The sequence below is a fragment of the Jiella endophytica genome, assembly GCF_004519335.1.
Lineage (GTDB): Bacteria > Pseudomonadota > Alphaproteobacteria > Rhizobiales > Rhizobiaceae > Jiella > Jiella endophytica.
In genome coordinates this window covers 479,932-505,941 of record NZ_SOZD01000001.1, presented here as the reverse complement: position 1 = coordinate 505,941, position 26,010 = coordinate 479,932, and the positions used below count along the sequence as shown (strand labels likewise).

Below are 26,010 nucleotides of genomic sequence, written 5' to 3'. Positions count from 1 at the left end.
TTGCCGCCCTGCCCTCAGCAGCCGTCGGTGCAGGCGCCGCCCTGATCGAAGGTCATTGTCCGGCCGCTGAGCGGCAGATAGGCCTTCGCCTTGACCGCCTGCATGAACGCCTCGGTCTTCGAGCCGGAGACGACCTCGCCGCCCTTGGTCGCCTCTTCATTGGCGTGGGACGGGATCACCGAGGCAGGCTTGATGATCTCGTCGATGACGAAGGCTGCCTCCTTGGGGCCGGTGGTATAGACGTCGCCGATGTTCATGACGACGAGCTTGGCGCCATACTGCTTCGTCACGACGGTATCCTGCTCGGCGGTGACGCCGGTGTCGCCCGAGAGATAGGCGACGAGACCGTTGGAGAAGCTCAGCACATAGCCGGTCGGCGGGCCGACATAGGCGTTGAGCCCGGCCGCCTTGAGGTTCTCGCCGAGCGGGCCGTCGATGAAGTCGCCCGACAGGCCGTTCGAATGCACCGCCGGAACGGTGGTGATGGCGACGCCGCCGATCTTGCGGGACGCCCCGAAGCGCACGAGTTGGGCGTCGTCGGCGCTCGCTCCGAGGGCCTTGAGCTTGGTGCCGAGGAAGCTCGCCATCTCGCTGCCGACGACGATCTTGGCCCCCTTGCCGGCAGCGATTTCGGCGCTGTTGGAGTTCGGCACCGTCGAAACGCTCGTCTCCGGCTGCGCGCAGGTGCCGGCATTCACCGCCTCGATGCGCTGGTCGCCGAGGTGATCGCCATGGACGTGGCTGACGAGCACCGCGTCGATGTCGCCGAGGCGCGGATCGTCTGCGCCGGCGACAGTGCGGCCGGCATCGTAGAGGATGCGGGTTCCGTCCGGATCCTCGAAGACCATCGCCCGGTCGCGGGAGCAGAACTCGCCGTCATGGCTGCCGAGCGGCGTGACCTTGACGCCTTGCCCGCCCTCTCCGCTTGAAGACGGTTTGGCATCCTGTGCGAGCGCCGGGCCGGCAGCGGCGACCATGAGCATGGCGGCAAGTGTCTTCTGCATGAACGGATCTCCCTGAAACGTCGTCGCCATCCCCTGGATGGCATTCCGAAGCGGAAACTAGCGTTCACAGCGAGCATGCAAGCCGGATCGCCGCCAACCGGCTGGTTGCGGCGATCACGACCGATCACGTTTGCGAAGGAGGAAGCGGCGCGCCGGCGCCGTTCCCCGGATCGGTGAATCAAGCCGGGCTCGCCGATCGGGCGAAGGCCCGGATGCGGTTGCCGTCGCCGAGGGCCGCGACGAAGGTGTAGCCGAAATCCATCTGTGTCGGCTCCTGCAGGATCGTCAGCTGGGCGTCGAAGGCGCGGGCCGCCGCCGCATCGACCGCGGCCGGACCGCCCTCCAGAGACAGCGCGAATTCGCATGCGCCAGGCCGCGTCTTCGCCCGCGGCTCGACGGCATCGATCTTCCAGAGGCCAAGCTTGCCCTCGCCGAAAAAGAACAGGGCGAAGCCGGGAGTATATTCAACCGGGGCAAAGCCGAAGAAGCGCTCGAGCTTTGCGGCATTGCGGGTGACGTCGTCGGTGTAAAGCAGCGTGTAGGGCGCGCCCTTCAGGGGTTCACTCATCGTCCGTTTCCTTCGAGGTTCGAAACGGCGACAGACCTATTCCCTGCGACTGTCAGTTTGCGTCAGCAGTGTTTCCGGCTCATCGCTTCAACCGGTGTCGCGGGCTTCCCTGTAGAGCCGCCATTCGGCGAGCAACATGCGGTGACGCCGTTCCATCGGCCGGCCGGCCAGGCCGATCCGCTCGATCCGATCGAGACGGAAATGGCGAAAGTCACCCCGCATCTCGCACCAGGTCGCGACCATCTCCGCCGCATCGAAGAAGCCGACGACGATCGGCCAGACGATCCGCTCGCTCGCATCGCCGTTCCTGTCGCGATAGGCGATCACCAGCGCATCTTCCGTGCGGATCGCCTTGCGGATCGTGTCGAGTACGGCGGCCGATCCGGTGGCCGGCGCGCCGACGAGGAGATGGACGTCCGCCGCCGAGCGTCCTTTCGGCAGCACGGCCTCGATCTTGGCGAGCGCTCGTCCGGCGTCGTCCCCGAGTCCGTTCGGCAGGCGCTTCTCGACGAGCCGCAGGCCGAGCACGACGGCGTCGAGCTCGTCGACGTCGAAGTTGAGGGGCGGCAGGGTCAGCCCGGGCCCGAGCACGTAACCGACGCCGGCCTCGCCCGCGATCGGCACGCCATCGCCCTGCAGCGTCGCGACGTCGCGGTAGAGGCTGCGCAGACTGATGCCGAGTTCGGCCGCGAGCACCGTGCCCGCCACCGGCCGACGGTGGGCGCGCAAGATCTCGATCAGCTGGAGAAGGCGTGCGGAACGGGACATGGGCCATGCGGTACCGTCGAGGGCGGCGCCTTCGAGGACGGGCGCGGCGCAGTCAGTCGCCGATCCTCGCGCTTCAGTCCATTTTGGGCAAGGTCGCTTTCAGCTCGATCGCCGAATACCAGGCGGCGAGGTCGTCGATGTCTTCGTCGGAAAGGCCCTTGGCGATGATCGACATCTGCTCGTGCTGGCGCTCGCCGGCGCGGAACGCCTTCAGCTGCGCGGTGAGATAATAGGCGCTGTCGCCGGCGAGGTTCGGCGCGTCCGGCTGGACCGCGATGCCGTTCAGCCCGTGGCACGGCGTGCATTCGCCGGCCTTCTTTTTGGCGACGGCCAGATCGGCGGCCGTCGAAGGGGCTGTTGCCGCGACAAGAATGGCGAGAGCGACGATGCTCCGCGTGACGGTGACGATCATGCCTGGTCCTTCGGCGATGGTTGCGGGGGTTACGGCATCGGCCCGACAAACGGAATGAATGGTCGAAAAGCGCGATGCGTCGATTCAAAGTGGTAGAGCGTCCTCGGTGCTCTCGTCCGGACGCGCGGCGCTCCATGCTCGCGTCACGCCCCGCCAGCGGGGGTTCCGCAGGCGGGGCGTGACGCAATGGTCAGGCGATCGGCCCTGGCGGCGCCGATCGCCGGGATGCCTCTGCCTACTTCTCGTAGGAGATGCGATAGACCGCGCCGGCAAGATCGTCGGAGACGAGCAGCGAGCCGTCCTTCATCGTCTCGACGTCGACCGGACGACCGATATATTCGCCGCTTGCCGTCAGCCAGCCCTCGGCGAAGACCTCCGCCTCGCCGGCGGTGCCGTCCTCGTTGACCGGCGTGAACATGACCCGGGCGCCGACCGGCTGGGTGCGGTTCCACGAGCCGTGCTGGGCCGAGAAGACGCCGCCGCGATATTTCTGCGGGAACATCGAGCCGGTGTAGAAGTCCATGCCGAGATCGGCGGCATGGGCGGTGAACTCGACCTCCGGGAAGACGACGTCGGCCGGCGGCTCGGCGTCCTTGTATTCCTCCGTCCGGGTATGGCCGCCGCCGAACCAGGGGAAGCCGAAATTCTCCCCCGCCTTGGTCGCGCGGTTAAGCTCGCCCGGCGGGATGTCGTCGCCCATGCCGTCGACCTGGTTGTCGGTGAACCAGAGTTCGCCATTGGCGGGGTTGAACTGCATGCCGACCGAATTGCGGATGCCCGTCGCATAGACCTCGCGATTCTTGCCGTCGCGGTCCATCCGGATGATGCCGCCGATGCCTTCCTTCCTGAACAGGTCGAGCTTGCCTTCCGGCGGCACGTTGAAGGGCTGGCCGAGGGCGATATAGAGCTTGTCGTCGGGGCCGATCCTGCAGACCCGGGCGGTGTGGTTGAAGGACTCCTCCGACGCCGGGATCAGCTTGCCCTTGGGCACGACCTCGCCGACCGCGACGTCGGGGCTCTCATAGAAGAATTCCGCCGCCGGCAGGGTCAGCACGCGGTTCTGTTCGACGACGAAGAGAAAGCCGTCCTTGGAGAAGCAGACGCCGTTCGGGATGGTGAAATCGATCGACGGGGCGAGCTGCTTCACCTCGTCGGCCATCCGGTCCTTGTTGCGATCGGTGACGACCCAGACGTTCTGCTTGCGGGTTCCGACGAAGACCGCGACCCCCTGCGGGCCGACAGCCATGTGGCGGGCATCGGGCACGACCGCGAAGAGATCGATCTTGAAGCCCTCGGGCAGCTTGATCTGCTCGAGGTTCTTGCGCAGCTGGTCGGCATTGTCGCCGGTCTGCTCGATGGTCTTGAAGTCCATCGACGTGCCCGTCGACTGAAAGGCCTGCAGCTTCTTCATGTTGTCGCCGGTGTCCTGGCCGTGGGCCGTCGACGCGACGAAGAGGCCGAGCACGGCGACCGTGCTCAACAGATGACGTTTCATGGTTCCTCCCTGCCGCGTTCCGATCGCGGTCTCGCCCGGAGCTTCTGCCCCTGCGGAAGGAAGGCTGGCACTCCGAAACGGCCTCGTCAATCGCTCTCGGGATTCAAACGAAAGATTGAGACGGCGAGGACGCGCCACGGACCGCTCCCTCAGGCCGGCGGCGCCGACCGGGTGGTTTGTGACGTGGAGTGCGGGGTCCCTCGCGAGGGCAAGGTTCTCGAACCCTCCTCTCGCAAGGCCCGCCTCACCAACCCATGCTCCCCGGCACACCCTTGAACGGCCCGGCGAGATCGGAGGTGATCCATCCGCCGTAGAAGCGGCCGGGCTGGGGCACGACGGTCTCGCCGTCGACGCTGCATCGATCGAAGGGCCAGCCGTAGAAGGCGACGTGATCGCGCAGGGCCGCGAAGCCCGGCGTCGGATCGGGATAGCTCCAACCGACGCGCGGCAGGACGACATCGCCGATGACCACGTCGAAATAGCGCGCCGCCCCCTTCCATTCGCAGATCGAGCCTCCGCCCGCCGGCCGCAGCATGTCCGCGGCGATGTCGGCCCGCGGGATGTAGTAGCTCGGCGGATGGCTGGTCTCGAGCGTACGGATGCTCGCCTTCGTATCGGCGACGATGCGGCCGGCGTGCTCGATCACGACATGGGCCGAAGTGGGCTCGGCGACGGCGGGCCGCGGATAGTCCCAGACGCTCTCCTGGCCGGGATCTTTGGGCTCGGGTTTCGGCCTCATGCCGGCTCTCCCTTCGACGCAAGGCGCTGCAGCCGTGGCCGCACCCGCAGAACGACCGATAGGCCCGCTCCATAAGCGCGAGCACGACGGGCGAACGGGCGGCGAGCCCGAGCGGTCGCAGCGCCGGGATCTGACGCCACATCGCCGCGAAGGCCGCTGCACCTGACAGGAGGACGCCGTCCTCGCGGGCGTGGAATCGCGCCAAGAGATCGGCCCGATCGACCGGACAGGAGGCATCGTCGGCGCTCGCCGCATCAACGAAGCGGATGGCGCCGCGCCGGTCGAGCCGCCGCATCAGCGCGATCTCGCGGCGGCAGAGGGGGCAGGATCCGTCGTGCCAGACGATCAGTTCGCTCATGACGGCAATATGGTGGGGCGGAACGCCGACGTCAGCCGGTGCCCTTCGGCCCATTGCCGAAGATCGCATACCGCGATGCCGCCCTCACCGCTCGGTCAGCTTGAACTCGATCCGGCGGTTGCGGGCCCGCGCCTCGGGGCTGTCGCCCTCCTCCAGCGGCTGGAATTCGCCGAAGCCTGTCGCCGCCAGCCGGTTGGCCGGAACGCCCTGCTCGATCAGGAAGCGCACGACGGCGTCGGCCCGGGCGGTGGAAAGGCCCCAATTGTCCTGGAACTTGCTGGCCGAGGAGATCGGGACATTGTCGGTGTGGCCGTCGACGCGGATGATCCAGTTGATGTCGGAGGGGATCTCCTTCACCAGCTCCTTGATGGCGTCGGCGAGCTTGGCCATCTCGTCCGTGCCCGCCGGCTGCAGGACGTCGGAGCCCGAGGGAAACAGCACTTCCGACTGGAAGACGAAGCGGTCGCCGACGATGCGGATGTTCTGACGGTCGGCGAGGATCTCGCGCAACCGCCCGAAGAAGTCCGAGCGGTAGCGCGACAGTTCCTGCACGCGCTGGGCCAGAGCGACGTTCAGTCGCCTGCCGAGATCGGCGATCTTGGTCTGGCTCTGCTTGTCGCGGCTTTCGGAGGCTTCCAGCGCGTCCTCGAGGGCGGCGATCTGCTGGCGCAGCGCCGAAAGCTGCTGGTTGAGGAGCTCGATCTGCGAGCGGGCGCGCTGGGAGATCGCCTTCTGGTCGTCGAGCGCGCCTTCGAGCTCGCTCACCTGGGCATCCGCCGCGGCGGCCGATCCGGTGCCGGAATCCAGCGCCTGCTGCAGCCGGCTCCGCGCTTCCTCGGCGCTGGCGAGCGAGGCCCGCAGGGTCGCGATCTGGTCCTGATAGTCCTGGCTGGAGGACCGCTCGAGCGCCAGGAGCTGGGTCAGCTCGTTGATCTGGCTGTTCAGCCGGTCGAGGACGGCATCCTTGCCGGTGATCTCGCGGCTGAGGAGGAACTGCGCCAGCACGAAGACCGACAGCAGAAACATGATGGCGAGAAGCAGCGTCGACAGCGCGTCGACGAAGCCCGGCCAGTAGTCGATGGTCCTCTCACTGCGACGATTGCGGGACAGGGCCATGGCGCCTCAGCTCTCCCCTTCGGCCTTCGGCTCGCCGCCACCGTTCGGCGCCGGAGGCTGGTCGCTGCCGATCTGGCCCGCGAGCTTGTCGAGAACGAGGCGCATCTCGCGCTGCTCGTCGGCCTGGCTCTCGACGAAATCGCGCAAGAGCTGCTGCTCGGAGCGCATGTGCTGGACGAGCCCCTGGATGCTCTCGGCGAGATTGGCCATGGCGGCGCTGGTGCGCGGGCTGGCATTCTGGTCGCTGATCATCTTGTTCAGCCGGTCGGAGAGGAGCCGCAGTTCGTCGGTGCCGTCGCGGCCGTTGCCGACCGCGGTCGCAGCGCCCGGCAGCACCATGTCCGAGCCGACGTCGGTGACCGAGGAGAGCCAGTTTTCCAGCTCGGTATAGAAGCGGTTCTGCGCCCGGCCGATCTGCAGGTCGAGAAAGCCGAGGATCAGCGAGCCGGACAGGCCGAAGAGCGAGGAGGAGAACGCCGTGCCCATGCCGGCGAGCGGCGCCGAGAGGCCGGCCTTCAGCGAATTCAGGATCGAGTTGGTGTCGCCGGCCGTCGGATCGAGGCCCTGGATGGTCGTGCCGATCGAACCGATGGTGCGCAGGAGCCCCCAGAACGTGCCGAGAAGGCCGAGAAACACCAGGAGGCCGATGAGATAGCGGGCGATGTCGCGGGTCTCGTCGAGGCGCGTGGCGATCGAATCGAGGATCGAGCGCATCGACATGGTCGACAGCGAGATCGACCGGCGCCGGCCGATCAGCGCCCGCATAGGGGCAAGGAGCACCGGATCGCGTAGCTTGTCGAACTCCGCCGAGCCGTCGCGATAGGCGTTGACCCAGCGCACTTCCCGCGACAGCCGCCAGACCTGCACCAGAGCGAGCAGGATGCCGACCGCGAGAACGCCGACGATCAGGCCGTTGAGGCCGGGATTGGTCGAGAAGGCGCTGGAGATCTGGCGGCCGAGAATGGCCGCGACGAAACCCGCGAGAGCCAGGAACACCAGCATCGACCAGAGGAAGACGAGCGGGCTCGACAGCCGGTTCGGATCGAAATCGACCGGTCTTCCCGTCTTTTCAGTCGGCGCGTCGAAGACCTGCATCTTAAGCTTTCACTCAACTCTCTGGCCGGTCAGGCAAACTCCGTCGGCGTGCCGGCTCCGGACGTCGTCTGTCCGAGGCCCGGCCGCGACCGAGCGATTCTGACAGGCGGGCCCGTATCCAGCGAGGAAAACCATAGTAAAGATCGTCCGGAATGGAAATGTCAGCATCTGAAATGACCTAACCGCGTCGGCCCGCTCGCTGACGGATCCGCTCAGGAGCCGGGAACGGGGCCATCGGCGGCCCGCGCCGCCGCGCGCTTGCGGCCGGCCTCGGACAGAAGGCCGGTGAGCGCCTTGTGGATCTGCTCGTTGCCGCAGGCGATGTCGCCGATCATGTGGTCGAACTTGCCGCCGGTCATGTCGGTGACGAAGCCGCCGGCCTCGCGCACCAGGATGACGCCCGCCGCAAGATCCCAGGGCCGCAGGCTCTTTTCCCAGAAGCCGTCGAGCCGACCCGCGGCGACATAGGCGAGATCGAGCGAGGCCGCGCCCATCCGCCTGATGCCGGCCGATTCGGCGATGACCTGACGCAGCTCGTAGAGATAGCCGGCATGGTCGCCATGGCCGAGGAAGGGCGTCCCGGTGCCGAACAGGCATTCGGGTAGGCGCGTCCTCGCCGAGACCCGGATGCGGCGGTCGTTGACATAGGCGCCGCCGCCCTTTTCCGCGACGAAGAGCTCGTCCTGCGCCGGGTTGAAGATCACACCGGCGACGATCTGACCATCACGCTCGAGCGCGATCGAGACGGCGAAGTTCGGGATTCCGTGGAGAAAATTGGTGGTGCCGTCGAGCGGATCGACGATCCAGCGATGCTGCGGATCCTTGCCCTCGACCTCGCCGCGCTCCTCCATCAGGAATCCCCAGTCGGGACGGACGCGGGAGAGTTCCTTGAAGACGATCTCCTCCGCGCGGTGGTCAGCATTGGAGACGAAGTCGGCCGGGCCCTTCACCGAGACCTGCAGGTTCTGCACCTCGCCGAAGTCGCGGATCAGCGAGCGGCCGGCCTTCATGGCGGCCTGCGTCATGACGTTGAGCAGTGCGGAACGGGCCATTTCGACCTTTCAGGATCGTTTATCGTCTTGGCGACGCGCCGCCCGGCATGGCGACGCGCATCGCAGGAAAAGCGTCAGTCGGCGCGACGCAGATAGGTGATCTCGTTGGTGTCGACGAGGATCTTCTCGCCGGCCTCGATGAAGGGCGGCACCATGACGCGCACGCCGTTCTCCATGACCGCCGGCTTGTAGGACGACGCGGCCGTCTGGCCCTTCACCACCGGATCGGCCTCGACGATCTGCAGCACCACTTGGTCGGGGAGCTTGATGCCGATCGGCCGATCCTCGTAGCTTTCGACCGTCACCTGCATGCCGTCCTGCAGGAAGGCCGAGCGTTCGCCGACGAAATCCTGCTGCAGTTCGAGCTGCTCGAAGGTCTCGGTGTCCATGAACACCAGCATCTCGCCCTCGGCATAGAGGAACTGGTAGTCCTTCTGCTCGAGGCGCACGCGCTCGACGGTCTCGGCGGCGCGGAAACGCTCGTTCAGCTTGGTGTTGTCGATGAGATTCTTCAGTTCGACCTGGGCGAAGGCGCCGCCCTTGCCGGGCTTCACATGGGCGGTCTTCACCGCCACCCAGAGCCCGCCATTGTGCTCGATGACGTTGCCGGGGCGGATTTCGTTGCCGTTGATCTTCATTGGATTTCCCGGATTCTCTCAAAGCCTCTGCGGCCGCGCGGCAGCCGCCGGCCTCGATAAAACTGTTCGGTTTCATGCCGCTGCGGCGCGTTTGCGGCGCCCGGCCCGCGGCTTCCGGCGCGCCCTGCGGCGGGTGCGCGCTCAAGACCACAAAACAACGTCCCGTTCAAGCCGTGGCGGCAAGGACGCGAAGATCAGCCCGAGCGAAACTTGTTGGCCGCCTCCAGCGCGGTCTTCTGGGCCGCCGCGTCGAGGCCTCGGAAGAAATCGTCGAGCACCGCGTCGCTGTTCTTCATCCGCTTGGCAAGCACCGCCCATTTCGCCGCCTCGGCCGGGTCCGGCGCCGTGCCGATCCCGTCCTTGTAGAGATGGGCGACGCGGTTGACGGCGATCGGGTTGCCGAGTTCGGCGGCGTGACGAAGGAAGAGGAAGCCCTCCTCGAGCTTTGCCGGCCCGCCTTTGCCGTTGATCAGCCAGATGCCGTATTCGATCTGCGCAATGGTGAAGCCGTTGAGGGCCGAGGCATGCAGGAACGCCCGTGCCCTGGTCAGATCCTCCTTGACGCCGCGGCCGGTCGCATAGAGCTGCGACATTGCATATTGCGCTTCAGCGACGCCGGAACTGGCAGCCTTCTCGAAATAGCCGGCAGCCTCGGAGAACCCCCCGGCGGGCGAACTCTCGATCAGCATCTGGCCGTAATTGTATTCGGCGAGCGGCAGGCCGGCATCGGCGGCCGCCTTCATCAGGTCGCGCGCCTGCGCCTCGTCCTTGCTCACCGCCGATCCCTCGAGGAGGATCATCGCATAGCGGAACTGCGCCTCGGAATTGCCGGCCTTCGCCGCCGCCTGATACCAGCGGGCGGCCTCCTTCATGTTGCGACGAACGCCGAGGCCGCGCGAATAGATCTCGCCGAGGAGGGTCTGGGCCGACGGGTCGCCGAGATTGGCGAGGGGTTCGGCAAGTTCGACGGCGGTGAGGTAGTAGCCGCGCTGGAAGGCGCCATAGGCAAGATCGGCCTTGCTGGGTCCGGCGCCGGCAGTCGCACCGGGCACGGCCGCCTCGCCGCTCCCGGCAGCGGGCTTTTCGGCTTTTTCGGCGGGCTTCCGGCCATCCTTGCCGGCAGCCAAGGCGCCGACCGGCAAGGCGGCGAGAACCGCAGAAAGGCCGAGCGCCGCGAGGACATGCGAGACGGCCCGGCCGCGGCCGCCGGCGAGGCGAAGGCGCAGCGTCTCAGCTCGCATGGGACAGCCGCTCGAAGACCGCGTCGAGGGTGCGGTTTGCTTCGGCGACGACGGCAGCCGGATCGGCGCCCTCGCCGAAGACCGCCCGCGACAAAGCGACGAATTCCGCGCCCGTCGATGCCGCGACATCAAGGGTCGCGACGTCGCTTCCGCCCATCAGGATGCAGGGAACCTCGACGATCTCGGCCCACCATTCTGCCAAAGCAAGGCTCTTCTGGTGAGGTTCCGGCTCGTTGTCGCCGTCGAGACGGCCGAAGAACAGATAGTCGGGCATCCGCTCGCCGGCTTCCAGGGCCTCGTGGCGGGTGGTGAAGCCGGACCCGCCGACGATCAGCTTCGGCTGGTAGCGGGAGACCGCCTCGCCGAGCGCCTCGATATCGCCGCCGGACAGGTGCAGGCCGTCGGCGCCGCTGCGTCCGGCGACGCGGCTGTCGTCGACGACGATCGCCGCCGCGCCCGCCGCCTGGATCGCCGGCACCAGGCGCTCGGCAAAGCGCTGGAAGGCCGAAGCGTCCTGCCCGGCCGGGTCGATCAGCACGGAGGCGACGTCGCCGCCGGACAGCGCCGCGCGCATCCTGGCTTCCGCGTCGGCATCAAGGAGCGGCGTCGTGACGAGCACCAGCCGGGATCGGATCGGTTCGAAAATCATGATGGACCGTCGATACCCCAGACGCGTCGGAGTGTGAAGCGGCTCCCGGCGAGCGGCCGTAACCGGCATTGCCTTTCCGGAGCCACCACACCGGCGCTCCGAGCGCCGCACCGTTACCGCAGCGCCCCGCAAACCGGCCTCCCCTTGCTGGCGGATTGCCGCCGATTTAAGCCGGTGATCCCGAAAGGACGTCAAAGCCCCGTGATCAGCGACCCGCTCTTCTTCGCCCTCGCCATTCCGGCGGTGATCCTGATCGGCCTTTCCAAAGGCGGATTCGGCGGCACAGCCACCCTCGTCGGCGTGCCGCTGATGGCGATCGCCGTTCCCCCTGTCACCGCCGCCGGCGTCCTGTTGCCGATCCTCATCGTCATGGACGTCGTCGGCCTCTTCGCCTGGCGCGGCCGGTTCGATCGCGGAGTCGTCGCGACCATGCTGCCGGCGGCCGCCTTCGGCGTTGTCGCCGGCTATCTCACCGCGGCCTCGGTCTCGCCAGACGCCTTCCGCCTGACCATCGGGCTCCTGGCGCTGTGGTTCTTCGCCAACTGGTTCCTCGGCCAGCGGCAGGTGCGCGCGGCCAAGCCGCAACAGCCGGTGAAGGGCGTCTTCTGGGGCGCCGTCGCCGGTTTCTCGAGCTTCGTCAGCCATGCCGGCGGCCCGCCCTTTCAGGTCTATGTCGTTCCCCTGAAGATCGACCCGCCGGTCTTTGCCGGAACCTCGGTGGTGTTCTTCGCGGCGGTCAACGTGATGAAGCTGGTGCCGTATTTCCTGCTCGGCCAGTTTTCGGCGGAAAACCTCGCGACCTCAGCGGTGCTTTTGCCCCTCGCCCCGGCAGCGACGCTCGCCGGCGTCTGGCTGGTCCGGCGGACCGACCCGTCGGTGTTTTACCGCATCATCTACTGGATGCTGCTGCCGATCGGCCTGAAACTGGCCTATGATGGCCTGACGGCGCTTCTCTGAGGGCGTCCGGCATGCGATGTCGGCAGGAGACCGGCACGGCAGAGACATTCCGGGAGGACGAAATGGGCATCTACGACGACAACCTCGACAAGAATGCCGCCAACTATCAGCCGCTGACGCCGCTGAACTTCCTGTCGCGCGCGGCCAGGGTCCACCCCGAACGGATCGCCATCGTCCACGGATCGCTGCGGCGCAGCTATAAAGACTTCTACGCCCGCTCCCGGCAGCTTGCCTCGGCGCTGGCGAAGCGCGGCGTGGCGCGTGGCGAGACGGTCGCGGTGATGCTGTCGAACACCCCGGCGATGCTCGAGGCCCATCACGGCGTGCCGATGGCCGGCGCCGTGCTCCTGTCGATCAATACCCGCCTCGACGCGGAGATCATCGCCTTCCAGCTCGACCATTCCGAAGCCAAGGTGGTGATCGTCGACCGGGAGTTTTCCGGCGTCATGGCCGAGGCGCTCCAGAAGGCCGAGGTCTCGCCCCTCGTCGTCGACTATGACGACCCGGACTTTCCAGCCGACGCCCCCGCAAAGAAAGGCGAGCTCATCGGCGCGCTCGAATACGAGGCGCTCGTCGCCGAGGGCGACCGGGATTTCGCCTGGCAGATGCCGGATGACGAGTGGGACGCGATTTCGCTGAACTACACCTCCGGAACGACGGGTAATCCGAAGGGCGTCGTCTATCACCATCGCGGCGCGGCGCTGATGGGCTATGCCAACATCGTCGCTGCGGAGATGACCGGCCGGCCGGTCTATCTCTGGACGCTGCCGATGTTCCACTGCAACGGCTGGTGCTTTCCCTGGACCCTGGCGGTGCAGGCCGGCACCCATGTGTGCCTCAGATGGGTGCGGGCGAAGGCGATGTACGACGCCATCGCCGATCACGGCGTCACCCATCTCTGCGGCGCGCCGATCGTCATGGCGACGCTGATCAATGCCGATGAGGGCGACAAGCGGGAATTCGCGCAGACGGTGACCTTCAACACCGCCGCGGCGCCGCCGCCGCAATCCGTTCTTGCAGGCATGCGCGATGCCGGCTTCGAGGTCACCCATCTCTACGGCCTGACCGAGACCTACGGCCCGGCTGTGGTCAATGCCTGGAAGGAAGAGTGGGACGCCCTGGAGCGGCCCGAGCGGGCCGCCCGCAAGGCGCGCCAGGGCGTGCGCTATCCGGCGCTCGAGGATCTCGCGGTGATGGACGCCGAGACGATGGAGGCCGTGCCCTCCGACGGCGAGACGATCGGCGAGGTCATGTTCCGCGGCAACATCGTCATGCGCGGCTATCTGAAGAACCCGGACGCCTCGGCCGAAGCGTTTCGCGGCGGCTGGTTCCATTCCGGCGACCTCGGGGTGATGCACGAGGACGGCTATATCGAGCTGAAGGACCGAGCCAAGGACATCATCATTTCCGGCGGCGAGAACATCTCCTCGATCGAGGTGGAGAACGCGCTCTACCAGCATCCGGCGGTCGCGACGGCGGCCGTCGTCGCCAAGCCGGACGACAAATGGGGCGAGACGCCGCTTGCCTATGTGGAACTGAAGCCCGGCAGACAGGCGAGCGAGGACGAGCTGATCGCCCACTGCCGGGAGAAGCTCGCGCGCTTCAAGTGCCCGCGGGAGATCCGTTTTGCCGAGGTGCCGAAGACCTCGACCGGCAAGATCCAGAAATACGTCCTGCGCAAGATGATCGACGGCTGAGGCCGGCGGGCCGAGCAGACCCGCCGGATCAGATCTGTCGAGCAGCCTGTCGAAGCGGCAGGATTTGCGGCCGGTCTCATGTGTGGACTACCGAGAGGACGAGGCGCGCCTTGCGGCGATCGCCAGCGCCCCGCCGGCCACCCCGAATGCCGCGAGGAGGCCATAGCTCGCGATGTAGCTTCCCAGCACGCCATGGGCGAGCGAGAAGAGGGTCGGGCCGAAGAGAACACCGGCGAAGGTGATGAACATGGCCGTTCCGGTCACCGAGCCCGCGGCGTTGGGGGGACTGCGGCCGGCGATCTCGGAGAGATAGACGCCGTTCCAGCCGACGGCCGAGAGGCCGAGCAGCATGAAGATCGCAACGACGATCGGCAGCGGCGCGGCGGACCCGATCAGGGCGACCGCCGCAGAGCCGGCCGCCATCAGCGCCGCGAGCAGGACGAGCACCAGCGATCCGCTGCCGATCCGGTCGGCGACGAGACCCCAGACGATCCGCCCGAGCGCGCCCATCACCTGAACCGCCGCGAGGATCACGCCGGCCTCGACGAGACCGACGTCCAGATCCTCGACGAGGAGCACGACCAGAAACGCCACCAGGCAGAGCTGGATCGCCGAGAAGAAGAACGAGGTCGAGGCGAAGAGCACCAGCGATCGGTTGGAGCGGATGATCTCGAAGCCGGCGATCGAGGAGCGCAGGAAGCTCTCCGGCCTCGTCCGCTCCCCATCGAGGACACGGCGGGCCGGCTGCAGCGCCAGCATCAGAGCGAGCGCGGTTGCCGCGAGCATCCAAAGGACGGCGCTCCATCCGACCGAGACCGCCAGCCGCACGCCGACGATGCCGACGATCATTCCCCCGATGGGAACGCCCGTCTGCTTGATCGAGAAGAACAGATTGCGCCTTGCGGGCGGCGAGTGGCGCAAAAGCAGCTGCGAGGCCGAGGGATTGATCAGCCCGTAGGAAAGGCCGATGGCGAGCGAGCCGAAGATCATTCCGGCAAGGGTCGGGATGCCGACGAGCAGGGAGCCGGCGGCTACCAGCGCCATCGCGATCTGCCCTGTCCGACATGGCCCGAAAGCGGCAACGAAGGAGCCGCCCATCAGCGACGAGAGCATCGCTGCCGCGTAGACCACCGAGACCTGGTAGCCGGCATAGTTCGACGGCACGCCGAGATTTGCCGCAATCACCGGTGCGAGCGCCGGGACGATCAGCACCGCGGAGGTGCCGAGCGCCTGGATCGCCGTCGTCTCGGCGAGGAGCCATGTGAGGTTGACATGGGACGAAGCGTGATCTTTGACCGGCGCCGTCACGGTCTCGAGCATTCGCACTTGCACCAGCCGGGAGCCAGGCGGTGGTCAGGAGTCCCTCGACTGGCCGCGCGGGCCTCCTCGTCGTGTCGGTCTGTGATTCGCATTCGTCGGAAATTGCACCCCATCGTCCCCGGAAGCCAAGTGACCCGCGGGTTGAATGCGACGAGAAGTGCGATCAGTGCCGCCAAGAGCACAATGAACGTCGTCACACCGGCAGCAATCTCGCGCAGCGACGCGCAAGGCACCCCCTGAAGGGCGAAGAGGTCGTCGCCGGTGAGCAACGAAGCTGTCGCCGGAGGAATCGGGTTATCGGGAAATTCTTGATTGCTGGTCGGAGTGGCAGGATTTGAACCTGCGACCCCCTCGTCCCGAACGAGGTGCGCTACCAGGCTGCGCTACACTCCGTGACCTGCGGCGCGGTATATAACGAGCGCTTTCCCGGCACGCAAGCGCGCATCGTTCATTCCCAGCGGATTCCCAAAAAGCGTCCTCAGGCGCCGCGTTCGCCGGGCTGGCCGGGTTCGCCGGGAGCGCCGGCCTCTCGGCAGGCGGCGCAAAGGCCCGAAATTTCGATCGTCGTCGCCCGGGTCAGGAAATTCTCGGCCTTCGCCCAAGCCTCGAAGCGGTCCTCGATGGTCGAATCGGAAAACTCCCAGACCCTGGCGCAATTCTCGCAGATCGCGAAGGCGACCGTCGCCTCGCCGCCATGCTCGTGGGGATGCGCGCAGGCGACGAAGGCCTTGAGGCTGTCGAGGCGGTGGACGAGGCCGGTCTGAAGCAGCTTGTCGAGGGCGCGATAGACCTGCAGCGGAGCGCGAAACCCCTCGCCCCGCAGGCGGTCGAGGATCGCATAGGCGCTGAGCGGCTCCTCGCAGGCGGTGAGCGTCTCCAGGACCAGCGCCTGGTTGCGGGTCAGCGGGCGATGGTCGGTCACGATGTCTCTCCCTGTCGCCGGACGGCGGCGATGCGGCCTGAAATTTCCGGCAGCGGCAACAGCGCCAGAATGAACATCGCCAGAGCGACGACGACGATCGACGGTCCCGACGGCGTGTCCCAGCCGAGCGAAAGATAGAGCCCGCCGGTCGAGGCGGCCGCACCGAACAGCCCGGCAAGGAGCGCCATGACTTCCGGCGAGGTGGCGAAGCGCCGCGCCGTTGCCGCCGGGATGATCAGGAGCGCGGTGATCAACAGGATGCCGACGATCTTCATGGCAATGGCGATGACGAAGGCCATCACCAGCATGAAGGCGATCCGCGCCCGCTCCGGCGACTGGCCTTCGGCGGCGGCGATCTCGGCGTTGACGGTGCCGGCGAGCAGCGGGCGCCAGAGGAAGAGGAGCACCGCCCCGACGATGACGGCGCCGCCCCAGATCACCGCGAGATCGAATTTCGTCACCGCCAGGATGTCGCCGAAGAGATAGCCGAGGAGATCGACGCGGACCCAGGGCATGAAGGCGAGCGAGACGAGGCCGATGGCGAGGGTCGCGTGGGAGAGGATGCCGAGCAGCGAATCGGTGGAGAGCCCGCCGCGCCGCTGCAGGAGGACGAGGATCATCGAGACCAGCGCCGAGATCAGGAACACCGACATCAGCAGCGACCAGTCGAGCGCCAGCGACAGCGCGATGCCGAGCAGCGCCGAATGGGCCATGGTGTCGCCGAAATAGGCCATCCGCCGCCAGACGACGAAGCAGCCGAGCGGGCCGGCGACGACGGCGATGCCGACGCCGGCAAGGAGCGCGCGGACGAAGAAGTCGTCAAGCATGGTCGTGCTCCGCCTTGCGGCCTGCGGCCGGGGCGCCGGCTTCCTTGACCGCGGCGCCATGCGGCTCGCCGCGATGGTCGTGGCCGCAGGCGCCGTGGTCGTGGTCAGACGTGCCGGGATAGGCGATCCGCCCGTCCGGCAGATGGGTGTGGTCGTGGTGATGGCGATAGACCGCCAGCGCCTCTGCCGCCCGCGCGCCGAAGAGCTGGCGATAGGCCGGCGACGCGGCGACCGAACTCGGGCTGCCGGCACAGCAGACATGACCGTTGAGGCAGAGCACCCGGTCGGTGCGCGCCATCACCACATGGAGATCGTGCGAGATCAAAAGGACGGCGCAGCCCTCGCTGTCCCTCAGCTCGGAGATCAGCTCGTAGAGCGCCACCTCGCCGGAAAAGTCGACGCCCTGCACCGGCTCGTCGAGAACGAGGAGATCCGGCCGCCGCAGCATCGCCCGCGCCAGCAGCGCCCGCTGGAATTCGCCGCCGGAGAGGTCGTGGACCTGCGCCTTGTGAAGATGGGCGATGCCGACCCGCTCCAGCGCCGCGCCGATGGTCGACGCATCGGCCTTCGTCGTCAGCGTCATCATCCGCGTCACCGTCATCGGCAGCGACCGGTCGACGGCCAGCTTCTGGGGAACATAGCCGACGACGAGATCCGCCGCCCGCGTCACCGTTCCGGCATCCGGCCTGACGACGCCGATCGCCGCCTTCGCGGTCGTCGTCTTGCCGGAGCCGTTGGGGCCGATCAGCGTGATGATCTCGCCTCGCCCGATCTTCAGGTCGACGGCGGAGACGAGCCACCGCCCTGCCCGAAAGACGCCGACGCCGCGCATGTCGATCAGGGCGTCCGTCGATTCCTGTCTCATTGCCGTTGCCGTGTTTCGAAAAATCCGCATTGCCCGCTTGCTATCGCATACGTTATAGCATAACGCAATTAGTGTAATGATATAACATCGGAGTTGCTAGATGCCCAACACCTCAAATCCGGCCGGAGCGGCCGGCAGGGCCCCGTCCCGCAGGATCCGGACGGCCAGGACGCGCGGCGTCGCTGCCGGCAGCGCGCAGGGTTCGCCCACGCAGGCTTCGGGTCGCGGCTTCGCCCCTGCGATCGCCATGGTCGGCAGCCTGATTGCCGGTCTTGCGGCGTCCTCGCCGGCCGACGCCGCCGATGCGCCGAAGGTGGTCGCCTCGATCAAGCCGGTGGCCTCGCTGGTCTCGGCCGTCATGGAGGGCGTCGGCGAGCCCTATCTGATCGTCAAGGGCGCCGCCTCGCCGCACACCGCGGCGCTGAAGCCGTCGGATGCGACGGCGCTGTCGGAAGCGGATGCGATCTTCTGGATCGGACCGCAGCTCGAGAACTTCCTGATCAAGCCGATCGACGCCCTCGGCGGCAAGAGCGACGTCGTGCGGCTGTGGGATGCCGACGGCGTCGTTCCCTTGAAGGCGCGCGAGGGCGGCATGTTCGATTCCGACGACGACGATCACGGCAGGGCCGAGGCCCATGACGACCACGATGACGGCGATGACGGCCACGATCACGAGCACGGCGACAATCCCTATAACGAGCATGTCTGGCTCGATCCGGAAAATGCCGCCGCGATGACGAAGGCGATCGCCGCGACGCTGGAAAAGCTCGACCCCGACCACGCCGACACCTATGCGGCCAATGCGAAGGCCTATGGCGAGCGGCTGCAGAAGCTCGAGAACGAGGTATCCGCGGAACTCGGCGGCGTGCCCCACAAGCCCTTCGTCGTCTTCCACGACGCCTATCAGTATTTCGAGCATCGCTTCGACGTTCCGGCCTCGGGCTCGATCACCGTCAGCCCCGAAAAGGCGCCGGGCGCTGCCCGCATCCGCGAGATCAAGGACAAGCTGGCGAGCGTCGACGCGGCCTGCGTGTTCTCCGAGCCGGAATTCGAGCCGAGCGTCGTCGCGGCCATCACCGAGGGCACCTCGGCGACGACCGGCGTGCTCGACCCGCTCGGCGCCGACCTGCCCGACGGCCCCGACCTCTACCCGACGCTGATCAAGAACATCGCCGACGGCCTGAAGGACTGTTTTACGGACTGACCCCGCGAAGGCGCTGCGAAAATCGGCTGTTCGCTGCATTATTCGCCTGCCAACGAATAGATCATGCTGCGCCGCAGAATTTTCCTGCGGCGCACGCGTCTTTCCCGTCAAAAAGCCTGCCGAGGTCTTTAGTCCAAAGTATTATAGCTTGAAGTTTCCCTGTCGTAGACGATAGGCATGAATACGCGGTCGGCTGTCTTCGGGAGGATTCGGACGACAGCCCAGCCGCTGTTTCGGTCATCAACTCGGGAGGAGAAGAATGGCTATCGACACGACGGCATGGAGCCGCCGCAGACTGCTCAAGACCAGCGCCGCGCTGGGTGCCGGACTGGCCGTGCCGCATTTCTTCGTGCGGAACGCTTGGTCACAGGACCAGGTCTTCTGCAACAACCCCAAAGGCGGCAATGTCGTTCTCGGCTTCAACGTGCCGCAGTCCGGTCCCTATGCCGACGAGGGCGCCGACGAGCTGCGCGCCTTCAAGCTGGCGGTCGAGCATCTCAACGGCGAAGGTGACGGCGGCCTCGTCAACACGCTGAAGCCGTCGAGCCTGAAGGGCAACGGCATCCTCGGCAAGAAGGTCAGCTACGTCACCGGCGACACCCAGACCAAGTCCGACGCCGCCCGCGCCTCGGCCAAGCGGATGATCGAATCAGACAAGGTGCTGATGATCTCCGGCGGCTCGTCCTCCGGCGTCGCCGTCGCGGTGCAGTCGCTCTGCCAGGACATGGGTGTCATGTTCATGGCCGGCCTCACCCATTCCAACGACACCACCGGCAAGGACAAGCGGCGCTACGGCTTCCGCCACTTCTTCAATGCCTACATGTCCGGCCAGGCGCTCGGACCGGTGCTCGGCGAGGAATACGGCAAGGACCGCACCGCCTACCATCTCACCGCCGACTACACCTGGGGCTGGACCCAGGAGGAATCGATCAAGAACGCCACCGAGGCGCTCGGCTGGAAGACCGCGCAGACCGTCCGCACGCCGCTCGGCGCCGGCGACTTCTCGCAGTATCTGACGCCGGTTCTCAATTCCGGCGCCGACGTCCTGATCCTCAACCACTACGGCGGCGACATGGTCAATTCGCTGCGCCAGGCCGTCACCCAGTTCGACATGAAGAACAAGCAGGTGAACGGCAAGGACTTCCAGATCGTCGTGCCGCTGTTCTCCGAGCTGATGGCGCAGGGCGCCGGCGACGCGGTGAAGGGCATTCTCGGCACCGCCAACTGGGACTGGAAGCTCGACAACGAAGCGACCAAGGTGCTCGCCAAGTCCTTCGGCGAGGCCTATGGCTCGCCGCCGTCCCAGGCCGCCCAGACCTGCTACGTCCAGACGCTGCTCTATGCCAACGCGGTCGAGACCGCCGGCACCTTCTACCCGCCGGAAGTCATCAAGGCGCTCGAAGGCTTCGAGTTCGACGGCATGGGCAACGGCAAGACGCTCTACCGCGCCGAGGACCATCAGTGCTTCAAGGACGTCCTGGTCGTGCGCGGTAAGGAGAACCCGACCAACCAGTTCGACCTCATGGAGATCGTCAAGGTGGTGCCGCGTGACGAGGTCACCTACGACGCCTCGATCTTCGGCGGCGAGCTCGGGCCGGCAGACGTCAAGGGATGCGCCGCCTGACCAGCGGCAGACACAGGCTGCGGGCGGGTGGCGGAAACGCCGCCCGCCCGCTCGGTCGCGCGAATGGGTCCGCCCGGAGGCTGTAACGGCATCGGCTGGGCCGACCGTCCCGGGCGCGGCGTTACGCAGACCGGTCCCGTGTCGCAGAGGTGACGATCGCGGCTTGCCGAGACCGGCATCGCCGGAGTTTCGCCATCACCGGAGATGGAGGGCGAGCGCGTCTCGCCGGACAATACCCGACCCCACGCAACATCAAACGCCCGACACCACGCAACATCACTTGAAGGCTTTCTGGAAGGCTCGATGGACGCCATCATACTTCAGATCCTGAACGGGCTCGACAAGGGCGGCGCCTATGCGTTGATTGCCCTCGGCCTGACGCTGATCTTCGGCACCCTCGGTGTCGTCAACTTCGCCCATGGCGCGCTGTTCATGCTCGGGGCCTTCTGTTCGGTCACCTTCGCCAGGCTGCTGACGATCTCGGAGCGGGTGCGCGACGAGAGCGTCACCTTCTTCGCGGCCTACAAGGAAGTGCCCTATCTCGAGCTCTGGTACGGCGAGACCGGCAAGGCCATCGTCGAATGGGCGGTGCCGCTGTCGATCCTGCTCGCCGTCCCGGTGATGCTGCTGATCGGCTTTGCGATGGAGCGCGGGCTGATCCGCTTCTTCTACAAGCGCAGCCATGCCGAGCAGATCCTCGTCACCTTCGGCCTTGCGATCGTCCTTCAGGAGATCGTCAAATACTTCTTCGGCGCCAACCCGATCCCGCTGACGGCGCCGCCGGCGCTCGCCGGAAGCGCCGACATCGGCGCTCTGTTCGGGGCCTCCAACATCAGCTACCCGATGTGGCGGATCGTCTATTTCCTGTTCTCGCTGGCGGTGATCGCCGCGGTCTTCGCTTTCCTGCAGCTGACCACTTTCGGCATGGTGGTCCGGGCCGGCATGGCGGACCGCGAGACGGTCGGCCTTCTCGGCATCAATATCGGCCGCAAGTTCACCATCGTCTTCGGCATCGCGGCCGTCGTGGCGGGCCTTGCCGGCGTCATGTACACGCCGATCCTCGCGCCCAACTACCATCTCGGCATGGATTTCCTGGTGCTCTCCTTCGTGGTCGTCGTGGTCGGCGGCATGGGGTCGCTGGCGGGCGCGGTGGTCGCCGGCTTCCTCCTCGGCATCCTGCAGTCCCTCGCTTCGATGACCGAGGTGAAGGCGATCGTCCCCGGGATCGACCAGATCATCATCTATCTCGTCGCCGTGGTGGTTCTTCTGGTGCGCCCGCGCGGTCTGATGGGCCGCCGTGGCGTCATGGAGTCCTGACCGATGAGTGAAAGCGTCCTCAACTCCGACAAGGCGATGGGCCGCAGCCCGGCTGAAAGCCATTCGCCCAAGGGCGACGGCATGCGCGGCTTCATGAGCTCCAGCCGCAGCGACTACCTGCTTGTGGCGGTCTTTGCCGCCGCCATCCTGACCATGCCGATCTGGCTGGCGCCGATCGGTGCCGGCTATCCGGACATCCTGCAGAAATTCGCGATCTTCGGGATCTTCGCCCTCGGCTTCAACATCCTCTTCGGCTTTTCCGGCTATCTCTCCTTCGGCCACGCCGCCTTCCTCGGCACCGGCTCCTACGCCGCCGTCTGGATGTTCAAGCTCCTGTCGATGAACGCGCTGATCGCGGTCGGCTTCGCCATCATCGTCGCCGGCGTCTTCGCGCTCTTGATCGGTTATGTCAGCCTGAGGCGCTCGGGCATCTACTTCTCGATCCTGACGCTGGCTTTCGCGCAGATGTCCTACAATCTCGCCTATTCGGTGCTGACGCCGATCACCAACGGCGAGACCGGCCTGCAGATCTCCCGCTCCGACCCGCGCATCATCGACAATTTCTTCGGCGCCGATGCCCACCGGCTGCGGGTGCCGGACTTCTTCGGCATCGAGCTGCAGGGCTGGCCGGGCTTTTACTTCTGCGCCGTCCTGTTGATCCTCGCCTTCTTTCTGACGCTGAGGATCCGCAACTCGACCTTCGGCCTGATGCTCTTCGCCATCAAGTCCAACCAGAACCGGATGAACTACACCGGCTTTTCCACCCGCCCCTACCTCCTCGCCGCCTTCGTCATCTCCGGCATGTATGCCGGCCTTGCCGGCGGGCTGCTCGCGGTCACCGATCCGCTCGCCGGCGCCGACCGCATGCAGTGGACGGCCTCGGGCGAAGTGGTGCTGATGACCATTCTCGGCGGCGTCGGCACGCTGCTCGGCCCGGTGATCGGCGCGGCGGTGATGAAATATCTCGAGCAGATCTTCTCCTCCTTCAACGAGGGCGTCCTGCACCGCACCTTCGACTTCCTCACCCCGGAGCTGCAGGACATCATGGTGACCATCACCAGCCCCTTCGTCGGCGAAGGCTGGCAGCTGACGCTCGGACTGATGTTCATGCTCGTCGTCATCTTCCTGCCGGGCGGCATCATGGAGGGCATCCGGCGGATCTCCAGGGGGCTGCGGCGCGACCGGCGCGACGATGCCGCCCCGCCGGCCCATGCCGGCCACTGACGACGAGGGCGAAATGACCAGCGAAATCCTCACCATCAAGGGTGTGTCGAAGCGGTTCGGCGGCCTGCGCGCCCTCGACGACGTCAATCTCAATGTCCGTCAGGGCAGCGTCCATGCCATCATCGGGCCGAACGGCGCCGGCAAGTCGACGCTGCTCAACTGTCTCGTCGGCCGCATCATCCCCGACGAGGGATCGGTGACCTTCGACGGCGGCTCGCTGCTCGGCCACAAGCCGCACCAGATCAACCAGGCGGGGATCGCCCGCGTCTTCCAGACGCCGGAGATCTTCGGCGAGCTCTCGGTGCTCGAAAACGTCATGATCCCGGCCTTCGCCAAGCGCGACGGGGCCTTCAGGATCAATGCCTGGCGAAGGGCGCGCGAGCGCGGTGCGGTGCGCGAGGAAGCCGAGCACATCCTCGAGGACCTCAACCTCTCCGACCAGCGCGACCAGATCGTCAACTCGATGTCGCGCGGCGACAAGCGGCGGCTGGAACTGGCCATGTGCCTCGTTCAGCATCCGAAGCTCCTGCTTCTCGACGAGCCGACGGCCGGCATGTCGCGCGCCGACACCAACAACACCGTCGACCTTCTGAAGAAGATCGCTGAGCGCGGCATCACCAAGGTGATCATCGAGCACGACATGCATGTCGTCTTCTCGCTCGCCGAAACGGTCAGCGTCATGGCGCAGGGAACCGTCATCGCCGAGGGCTCGCCCGAGGAGATCAAGGCGAGCGCAAAGGTCCAGGAAGCCTATCTCGGGGGAGCCCACCTATGAGCGAGACCCTCGCCCGTCCCGCCGACGCCCCGCCCCCCGCCACGGCCGAACGGCCGTTCTTCTCGGCCAGGGACATGCACGCCTATTACGGCGAAAGCTATATCGTCCAGGGTGTCTCCTTCGACATCCGGCATGGCGAGATCCTCGCCCTTCTCGGGCGCAACGGCGCCGGCAAGACCTCGACACTGCGCACCATCGCCCGGGCCGGCTCGCCGGAGCTGAAACGCGGCGAGATCTGGCTCGACGGCCTGGCGCTCCACGAGATGCAATCCTACCAGGCGGCCCGGGCAGGCGTGCAGCTGGTGCCGGAGGACCGGCGGATCATCCCCGGCCTTACCGTCGAGGAAAACCTCAAGCTCGCCCGCATCGAACCGCCGGTCGGCTGGGAGCTCGAGCGCATCTATGGCCACTTCCCGCGGCTCGCCGAGCGGCGCAATCAGGAAGGCACAACCATGTCCGGCGGCGAGCAGCAGATGCTGGCCGTCGCCCGGGCTCTTGCCCGCGACGTCAAGCTCCTGCTCCTCGACGAGCCTTATGAGGGCCTTGCCCCGGTCATCGTCAAGGAGATCGAGAAAATCCTCGAGGAGATCAAGGATATCGGCATCACCACCATCCTGGTCGAGCAGAACGCCATCGCCGCTCTGCATCTGGCCGACCGCGCCCTCATTCTCGACATGGGCGAAGTGGTGTTCGACGGTTCGGCGCAAGAGATCATCGACAACAAAGAACTGCGGATGCAGTATCTCGCCGTCTGAGAATATATCGTATAACTTGATTTCGTCTCATTAAACGATGTCGTTCTGTGGAACGACATCGATTTTGTTTGCCCGCACCCTTGCTTCGCATCGCTTCCTATGATGCATGTGGAATCGTCCAGTCTGAGCAATGACGCTGTGTGCTGAGCCTCGCAGCTCTGCTGCGACGGGCCTGCGGCGCCTTGCTCCAGCCGCCGGCGACGGAGGAGTGGCGGCCGATGCGGGCAATGGCGAATGGCAGATCTGCGCGAGGAGCCATGGCTTCCGGTGTGCCAAGCGTTATTGTTCGAAAACTCATGATGCTGCAAACGGATAGGACGGGACCGAGGCCTTCGCATTCCGGGTGACGTGAACGTAAAAGAAATATCGTGTCGAACATGCGTGCAGTCGATGATCCGGTCCGCCGGGTCCGCAGCCGGCCCGTCGAGGACAGCGTCCTCGAGGCGGCCTGGCTCTATTATGTCGAGGAATGGAACCAGAGCCAGATCGCCGAGCGGCTCCAGGTTTCGCGGGCCACCGTCGTCAACTATCTCCAGCAGGCGCGCGAACTCGGCCATGTCGAACTGCGGGTCGACCCGGTCACCTTCAACCGCCAGCGCCTGTCGCGGGAAATGCGCGACCGCTTCGGCCTCGCATCGGCCCTCGTCGTGCCGGGCCCGTCCTATTCGCTGGCCTCGGTCGCACTGGCGGCGGCGCGCTACTGCCCCGACCTGATCGAGCCGGGCGACGTCGTCGGCATTTCCTGGGGCGAGACGATCTACGAGATGGCCGAGCGGATGCTGCCCCGGGCGATCGCCGACCTCACCGTCGTGCAGATGGTCGGGTCGATGCCGAGCCCCTACATCTTCACCTCGGAAAGCTGCTCGACCAATGTCGCGCTGAAGCTCTCGGGCCGGGTGGTCAATCTCTATGCCCCGGCCGCCCTTGCCTCCGCGGAAGCGGCAGCGCTCCTGCGGCAGGAGCCGTTGATCCGCCAGCACTTTGCGCTGCTCGACCGGATGCAGAAGGCGATCTTCGCCGTCGGCTCGATGGACGCCGACAGCCATGTCGTGAAATCCGGCATCGCGACGCCGGACGACGTCGCGGTCTATGCCGAACGCGGCGCCGTCGGCGTACTTTGCGGCCGCTTCGTCGACGGCGACGGGCGTCATGTCGTCGGGCCGGTCGACGAGCGGATGATCGGCATCACGCCTGAGAAGCTGTCCGGCCTTGCCGCCGGCATCCTCGTCGCCTCCGGCGAGAACCGCGTCCGGGCGATGCGGGGCGCCATGGTCGCCGGCTATGCCACACATCTCGTCACCGACGAGCCGACGGCGCAGGCGCTGCTCCAGCTCAACGACTGACGGCCGCTCGGGGGGACGGCGCGCAACATCTGCGCCGGCCGTCAT

General features: G+C 66.5%; 25 protein-coding genes, 1 tRNA gene and 1 pseudogene. 9 read left to right on the top strand and 18 right to left on the bottom strand.

Features of this window, described 5'->3' with window-relative positions; genetic code table 11:
• Positions 1-14: 14 nt before the first annotated feature.
• The 13 genes and pseudogenes from E3C22_RS02395 to E3C22_RS02335 all read right to left on the bottom strand — a co-directional run bounded on the left by E3C22_RS02395 (position 15) and on the right by E3C22_RS02335 (position 11,135).
• Positions 15-1,004, bottom strand: coding sequence for an MBL fold metallo-hydrolase (locus E3C22_RS02395; protein ID WP_134759833.1), 990 nt, complete (start codon positions 1,002-1,004; stop codon positions 15-17).
• 178 nt (positions 1,005-1,182) lie between these two features.
• A complete protein-coding gene (locus E3C22_RS02390; RefSeq protein WP_134759831.1) occupies positions 1,183-1,572 on the bottom strand; it encodes a VOC family protein in 390 nt (129 codons plus the stop codon).
• Positions 1,573-1,659: 87 nt separating this feature from the next.
• Positions 1,660-2,340 carry a helix-turn-helix transcriptional regulator gene (locus E3C22_RS02385; RefSeq protein ID WP_134759829.1) on the bottom strand — a complete coding sequence of 227 codons (681 nt, stop codon included), beginning with the start codon at positions 2,338-2,340 and terminating at the stop codon, positions 1,660-1,662.
• Positions 2,341-2,413: 73 nt separating this feature from the next.
• Positions 2,414-2,752, bottom strand: a complete 339-nt coding sequence (locus E3C22_RS02380; protein WP_134759827.1) for a c-type cytochrome — start codon at positions 2,750-2,752, stop codon at positions 2,414-2,416.
• Positions 2,753-2,987: 235 nt separating this feature from the next.
• Positions 2,988-4,247: a PQQ-dependent sugar dehydrogenase gene (locus E3C22_RS02375; protein ID WP_134759825.1), complete on the bottom strand. Its 1,260-nt coding sequence runs from the start codon at positions 4,245-4,247 to the stop codon at positions 2,988-2,990.
• Between the two features lie 244 nt (positions 4,248-4,491).
• Positions 4,492-4,986: a DUF427 domain-containing protein gene (locus E3C22_RS02370; protein WP_134759823.1), complete on the bottom strand. Its 495-nt coding sequence runs from the start codon at positions 4,984-4,986 to the stop codon at positions 4,492-4,494.
• A 109-nt stretch (positions 4,987-5,095) separates the two neighbouring features.
• Positions 5,096-5,281 (bottom strand): annotated as a pseudogene (locus tag E3C22_RS24700) (DCC1-like thiol-disulfide oxidoreductase family protein); the annotation flags it as partial.
• Positions 5,282-5,428: 147 nt separating this feature from the next.
• Positions 5,429-6,460 carry a peptidoglycan -binding protein gene (locus E3C22_RS02360; protein ID WP_134759821.1) on the bottom strand — a complete coding sequence of 344 codons (1,032 nt, stop codon included), beginning with the start codon at positions 6,458-6,460 and terminating at the stop codon, positions 5,429-5,431.
• 6 nt (positions 6,461-6,466) lie between these two features.
• Positions 6,467-7,555: a MotA/TolQ/ExbB proton channel family protein gene (locus E3C22_RS02355; RefSeq protein ID WP_134759819.1), complete on the bottom strand. Its 1,089-nt coding sequence runs from the start codon at positions 7,553-7,555 to the stop codon at positions 6,467-6,469.
• A gap of 212 nt (positions 7,556-7,767) precedes the next feature.
• On the bottom strand, positions 7,768-8,607 hold the full coding sequence (locus E3C22_RS02350; RefSeq protein WP_134759817.1) for an inositol monophosphatase family protein: 840 nt from the start codon (positions 8,605-8,607) through the stop codon (positions 7,768-7,770).
• 74 nt (positions 8,608-8,681) lie between these two features.
• Positions 8,682-9,245, bottom strand: a complete 564-nt coding sequence (gene efp / locus E3C22_RS02345; protein WP_134759815.1) for an elongation factor P — start codon at positions 9,243-9,245, stop codon at positions 8,682-8,684.
• A gap of 194 nt (positions 9,246-9,439) precedes the next feature.
• Positions 9,440-10,486: a tetratricopeptide repeat protein gene (locus E3C22_RS02340; protein ID WP_134759813.1), complete on the bottom strand. Its 1,047-nt coding sequence runs from the start codon at positions 10,484-10,486 to the stop codon at positions 9,440-9,442.
• Complete coding sequence (locus tag E3C22_RS02335) at positions 10,476-11,135, bottom strand: thiamine phosphate synthase (RefSeq protein WP_425364948.1); 660 nt, start codon at positions 11,133-11,135, stop codon at positions 10,476-10,478. Before E3C22_RS02335 ends, E3C22_RS02340 begins: the two co-directional genes overlap by 11 nt.
• A gap of 201 nt (positions 11,136-11,336) precedes the next feature.
• On the opposite strand from E3C22_RS02335, the gene E3C22_RS02330 reads away from it, so the two are divergent.
• The gene (locus tag E3C22_RS02330; RefSeq protein WP_134759811.1) at positions 11,337-12,092 is read left to right on the top strand and encodes a sulfite exporter TauE/SafE family protein; all 756 of its coding nucleotides are present in this window, start codon (positions 11,337-11,339) and stop codon (positions 12,090-12,092) included.
• A gap of 62 nt (positions 12,093-12,154) precedes the next feature.
• Entirely contained in the window at positions 12,155-13,789 is a 1,635-nt protein-coding gene (locus E3C22_RS02325) for an acyl-CoA synthetase (RefSeq protein WP_134759809.1), read from the top strand.
• Positions 13,790-13,876: 87 nt separating this feature from the next.
• Here E3C22_RS02325 and E3C22_RS02320 read toward each other — a convergent pair whose 3' ends face one another.
• The 5 genes from E3C22_RS02320 to E3C22_RS02300 all read right to left on the bottom strand — a co-directional run bounded on the left by E3C22_RS02320 (position 13,877) and on the right by E3C22_RS02300 (position 17,723).
• On the bottom strand, positions 13,877-15,109 hold the full coding sequence (locus E3C22_RS02320) for an MFS transporter (RefSeq protein WP_134759807.1): 1,233 nt from the start codon (positions 15,107-15,109) through the stop codon (positions 13,877-13,879).
• Between the two features lie 316 nt (positions 15,110-15,425).
• A tRNA-Pro gene (locus tag E3C22_RS02315) sits at positions 15,426-15,502 on the bottom strand.
• An 85-nt stretch (positions 15,503-15,587) separates the two neighbouring features.
• The gene (locus tag E3C22_RS02310) at positions 15,588-16,031 is read right to left on the bottom strand and encodes a Fur family transcriptional regulator (RefSeq protein WP_134759805.1); all 444 of its coding nucleotides are present in this window, start codon (positions 16,029-16,031) and stop codon (positions 15,588-15,590) included.
• Positions 16,028-16,858 (bottom strand): iron chelate uptake ABC transporter family permease subunit, encoded by an 831-nt coding sequence (locus E3C22_RS02305; RefSeq protein ID WP_134759802.1) that lies wholly within the window; start codon positions 16,856-16,858, stop codon positions 16,028-16,030. Before E3C22_RS02305 ends, E3C22_RS02310 begins: the two co-directional genes overlap by 4 nt.
• Complete coding sequence (locus tag E3C22_RS02300) at positions 16,851-17,723, bottom strand: ATP-binding cassette domain-containing protein (protein ID WP_134759800.1); 873 nt, start codon at positions 17,721-17,723, stop codon at positions 16,851-16,853. Before E3C22_RS02300 ends, E3C22_RS02305 begins: the two co-directional genes overlap by 8 nt.
• Positions 17,724-17,970: 247 nt before the next feature.
• Between E3C22_RS02300 and E3C22_RS02295 the strand changes: the two genes are divergently transcribed.
• The 7 genes from E3C22_RS02295 (at position 17,971) to E3C22_RS02265 (ending at position 25,965) form a co-directional block, all read left to right on the top strand.
• Complete coding sequence (locus E3C22_RS02295) at positions 17,971-18,927, top strand: zinc ABC transporter substrate-binding protein (RefSeq protein WP_134760919.1); 957 nt, start codon at positions 17,971-17,973, stop codon at positions 18,925-18,927.
• A gap of 259 nt (positions 18,928-19,186) precedes the next feature.
• Complete coding sequence (locus tag E3C22_RS02290) at positions 19,187-20,551, top strand: substrate-binding protein (RefSeq protein WP_134759798.1); 1,365 nt, start codon at positions 19,187-19,189, stop codon at positions 20,549-20,551.
• Positions 20,552-20,854: 303 nt separating this feature from the next.
• On the top strand, positions 20,855-21,868 hold the full coding sequence (locus tag E3C22_RS02285; protein ID WP_134759796.1) for a branched-chain amino acid ABC transporter permease: 1,014 nt from the start codon (positions 20,855-20,857) through the stop codon (positions 21,866-21,868).
• Positions 21,869-21,949: 81 nt separating this feature from the next.
• Positions 21,950-23,092: a branched-chain amino acid ABC transporter permease gene (locus tag E3C22_RS02280; RefSeq protein ID WP_425364953.1), complete on the top strand. Its 1,143-nt coding sequence runs from the start codon at positions 21,950-21,952 to the stop codon at positions 23,090-23,092.
• A 13-nt stretch (positions 23,093-23,105) separates the two neighbouring features.
• Positions 23,106-23,867, top strand: coding sequence for an ABC transporter ATP-binding protein (locus E3C22_RS02275; RefSeq protein WP_134759794.1), 762 nt, complete (start codon positions 23,106-23,108; stop codon positions 23,865-23,867).
• Positions 23,864-24,622 (top strand): ABC transporter ATP-binding protein, encoded by a 759-nt coding sequence (locus tag E3C22_RS02270; RefSeq protein ID WP_134759792.1) that lies wholly within the window; start codon positions 23,864-23,866, stop codon positions 24,620-24,622. The genes E3C22_RS02275 and E3C22_RS02270 overlap by 4 nt, the downstream gene beginning before the upstream one ends.
• A 377-nt stretch (positions 24,623-24,999) precedes the next feature.
• Positions 25,000-25,965, top strand: coding sequence for a sugar-binding transcriptional regulator (locus tag E3C22_RS02265; protein ID WP_134759791.1), 966 nt, complete (start codon positions 25,000-25,002; stop codon positions 25,963-25,965).
• The last annotated feature ends 45 nt before the right edge of the window (positions 25,966-26,010 follow it).

What these genes read in the sequence shown, in the direction of transcription:
- E3C22_RS02290 (WP_134759798.1), top strand. Translation starts at nt 19,187, where the DNA reads ATGGCTATCGACACGACGGCATGGAGCCGCCGCAGACTGCTCAAGACC.
- E3C22_RS02350 (WP_134759817.1), bottom strand. Translation starts at nt 8,607, where the DNA reads ATGGCCCGTTCCGCACTGCTCAACGTCATGACGCAGGCCGCCATGAAG.
- E3C22_RS02355 (WP_134759819.1), bottom strand. Translation starts at nt 7,555, where the DNA reads ATGCAGGTCTTCGACGCGCCGACTGAAAAGACGGGAAGACCGGTCGAT.
- E3C22_RS02385 (WP_134759829.1), bottom strand. Translation starts at nt 2,340, where the DNA reads ATGTCCCGTTCCGCACGCCTTCTCCAGCTGATCGAGATCTTGCGCGCC.
- E3C22_RS02280 (WP_425364953.1), top strand. Translation starts at nt 21,950, where the DNA reads ATGCGCGGCTTCATGAGCTCCAGCCGCAGCGACTACCTGCTTGTGGCG.
- E3C22_RS02395 (WP_134759833.1), bottom strand. Translation starts at nt 1,004, where the DNA reads ATGCAGAAGACACTTGCCGCCATGCTCATGGTCGCCGCTGCCGGCCCG.
- E3C22_RS02360 (WP_134759821.1), bottom strand. Translation starts at nt 6,460, where the DNA reads ATGGCCCTGTCCCGCAATCGTCGCAGTGAGAGGACCATCGACTACTGG.
- efp (WP_134759815.1), bottom strand. Translation starts at nt 9,245, where the DNA reads ATGAAGATCAACGGCAACGAAATCCGCCCCGGCAACGTCATCGAGCAC.
- E3C22_RS02375 (WP_134759825.1), bottom strand. Translation starts at nt 4,247, where the DNA reads ATGAAACGTCATCTGTTGAGCACGGTCGCCGTGCTCGGCCTCTTCGTC.
- E3C22_RS02300 (WP_134759800.1), bottom strand. Translation starts at nt 17,723, where the DNA reads ATGAGACAGGAATCGACGGACGCCCTGATCGACATGCGCGGCGTCGGC.
- E3C22_RS02380 (WP_134759827.1), bottom strand. Translation starts at nt 2,752, where the DNA reads ATGATCGTCACCGTCACGCGGAGCATCGTCGCTCTCGCCATTCTTGTC.
- E3C22_RS02370 (WP_134759823.1), bottom strand. Translation starts at nt 4,986, where the DNA reads ATGAGGCCGAAACCCGAGCCCAAAGATCCCGGCCAGGAGAGCGTCTGG.
- E3C22_RS02390 (WP_134759831.1), bottom strand. Translation starts at nt 1,572, where the DNA reads ATGAGTGAACCCCTGAAGGGCGCGCCCTACACGCTGCTTTACACCGAC.
- E3C22_RS02325 (WP_134759809.1), top strand. Translation starts at nt 12,155, where the DNA reads ATGGGCATCTACGACGACAACCTCGACAAGAATGCCGCCAACTATCAG.
- E3C22_RS02270 (WP_134759792.1), top strand. Translation starts at nt 23,864, where the DNA reads ATGAGCGAGACCCTCGCCCGTCCCGCCGACGCCCCGCCCCCCGCCACG.
- E3C22_RS02265 (WP_134759791.1), top strand. Translation starts at nt 25,000, where the DNA reads ATGCGTGCAGTCGATGATCCGGTCCGCCGGGTCCGCAGCCGGCCCGTC.
- E3C22_RS02305 (WP_134759802.1), bottom strand. Translation starts at nt 16,858, where the DNA reads ATGCTTGACGACTTCTTCGTCCGCGCGCTCCTTGCCGGCGTCGGCATC.
- E3C22_RS02340 (WP_134759813.1), bottom strand. Translation starts at nt 10,486, where the DNA reads ATGCGAGCTGAGACGCTGCGCCTTCGCCTCGCCGGCGGCCGCGGCCGG.
- E3C22_RS02285 (WP_134759796.1), top strand. Translation starts at nt 20,855, where the DNA reads ATGGACGCCATCATACTTCAGATCCTGAACGGGCTCGACAAGGGCGGC.
- E3C22_RS02295 (WP_134760919.1), top strand. Translation starts at nt 17,971, where the DNA reads ATGGTCGGCAGCCTGATTGCCGGTCTTGCGGCGTCCTCGCCGGCCGAC.
- E3C22_RS02320 (WP_134759807.1), bottom strand. Translation starts at nt 15,109, where the DNA reads ATGCTCGAGACCGTGACGGCGCCGGTCAAAGATCACGCTTCGTCCCAT.
- E3C22_RS02335 (WP_425364948.1), bottom strand. Translation starts at nt 11,135, where the DNA reads ATGATTTTCGAACCGATCCGATCCCGGCTGGTGCTCGTCACGACGCCG.
- E3C22_RS02275 (WP_134759794.1), top strand. Translation starts at nt 23,106, where the DNA reads ATGACCAGCGAAATCCTCACCATCAAGGGTGTGTCGAAGCGGTTCGGC.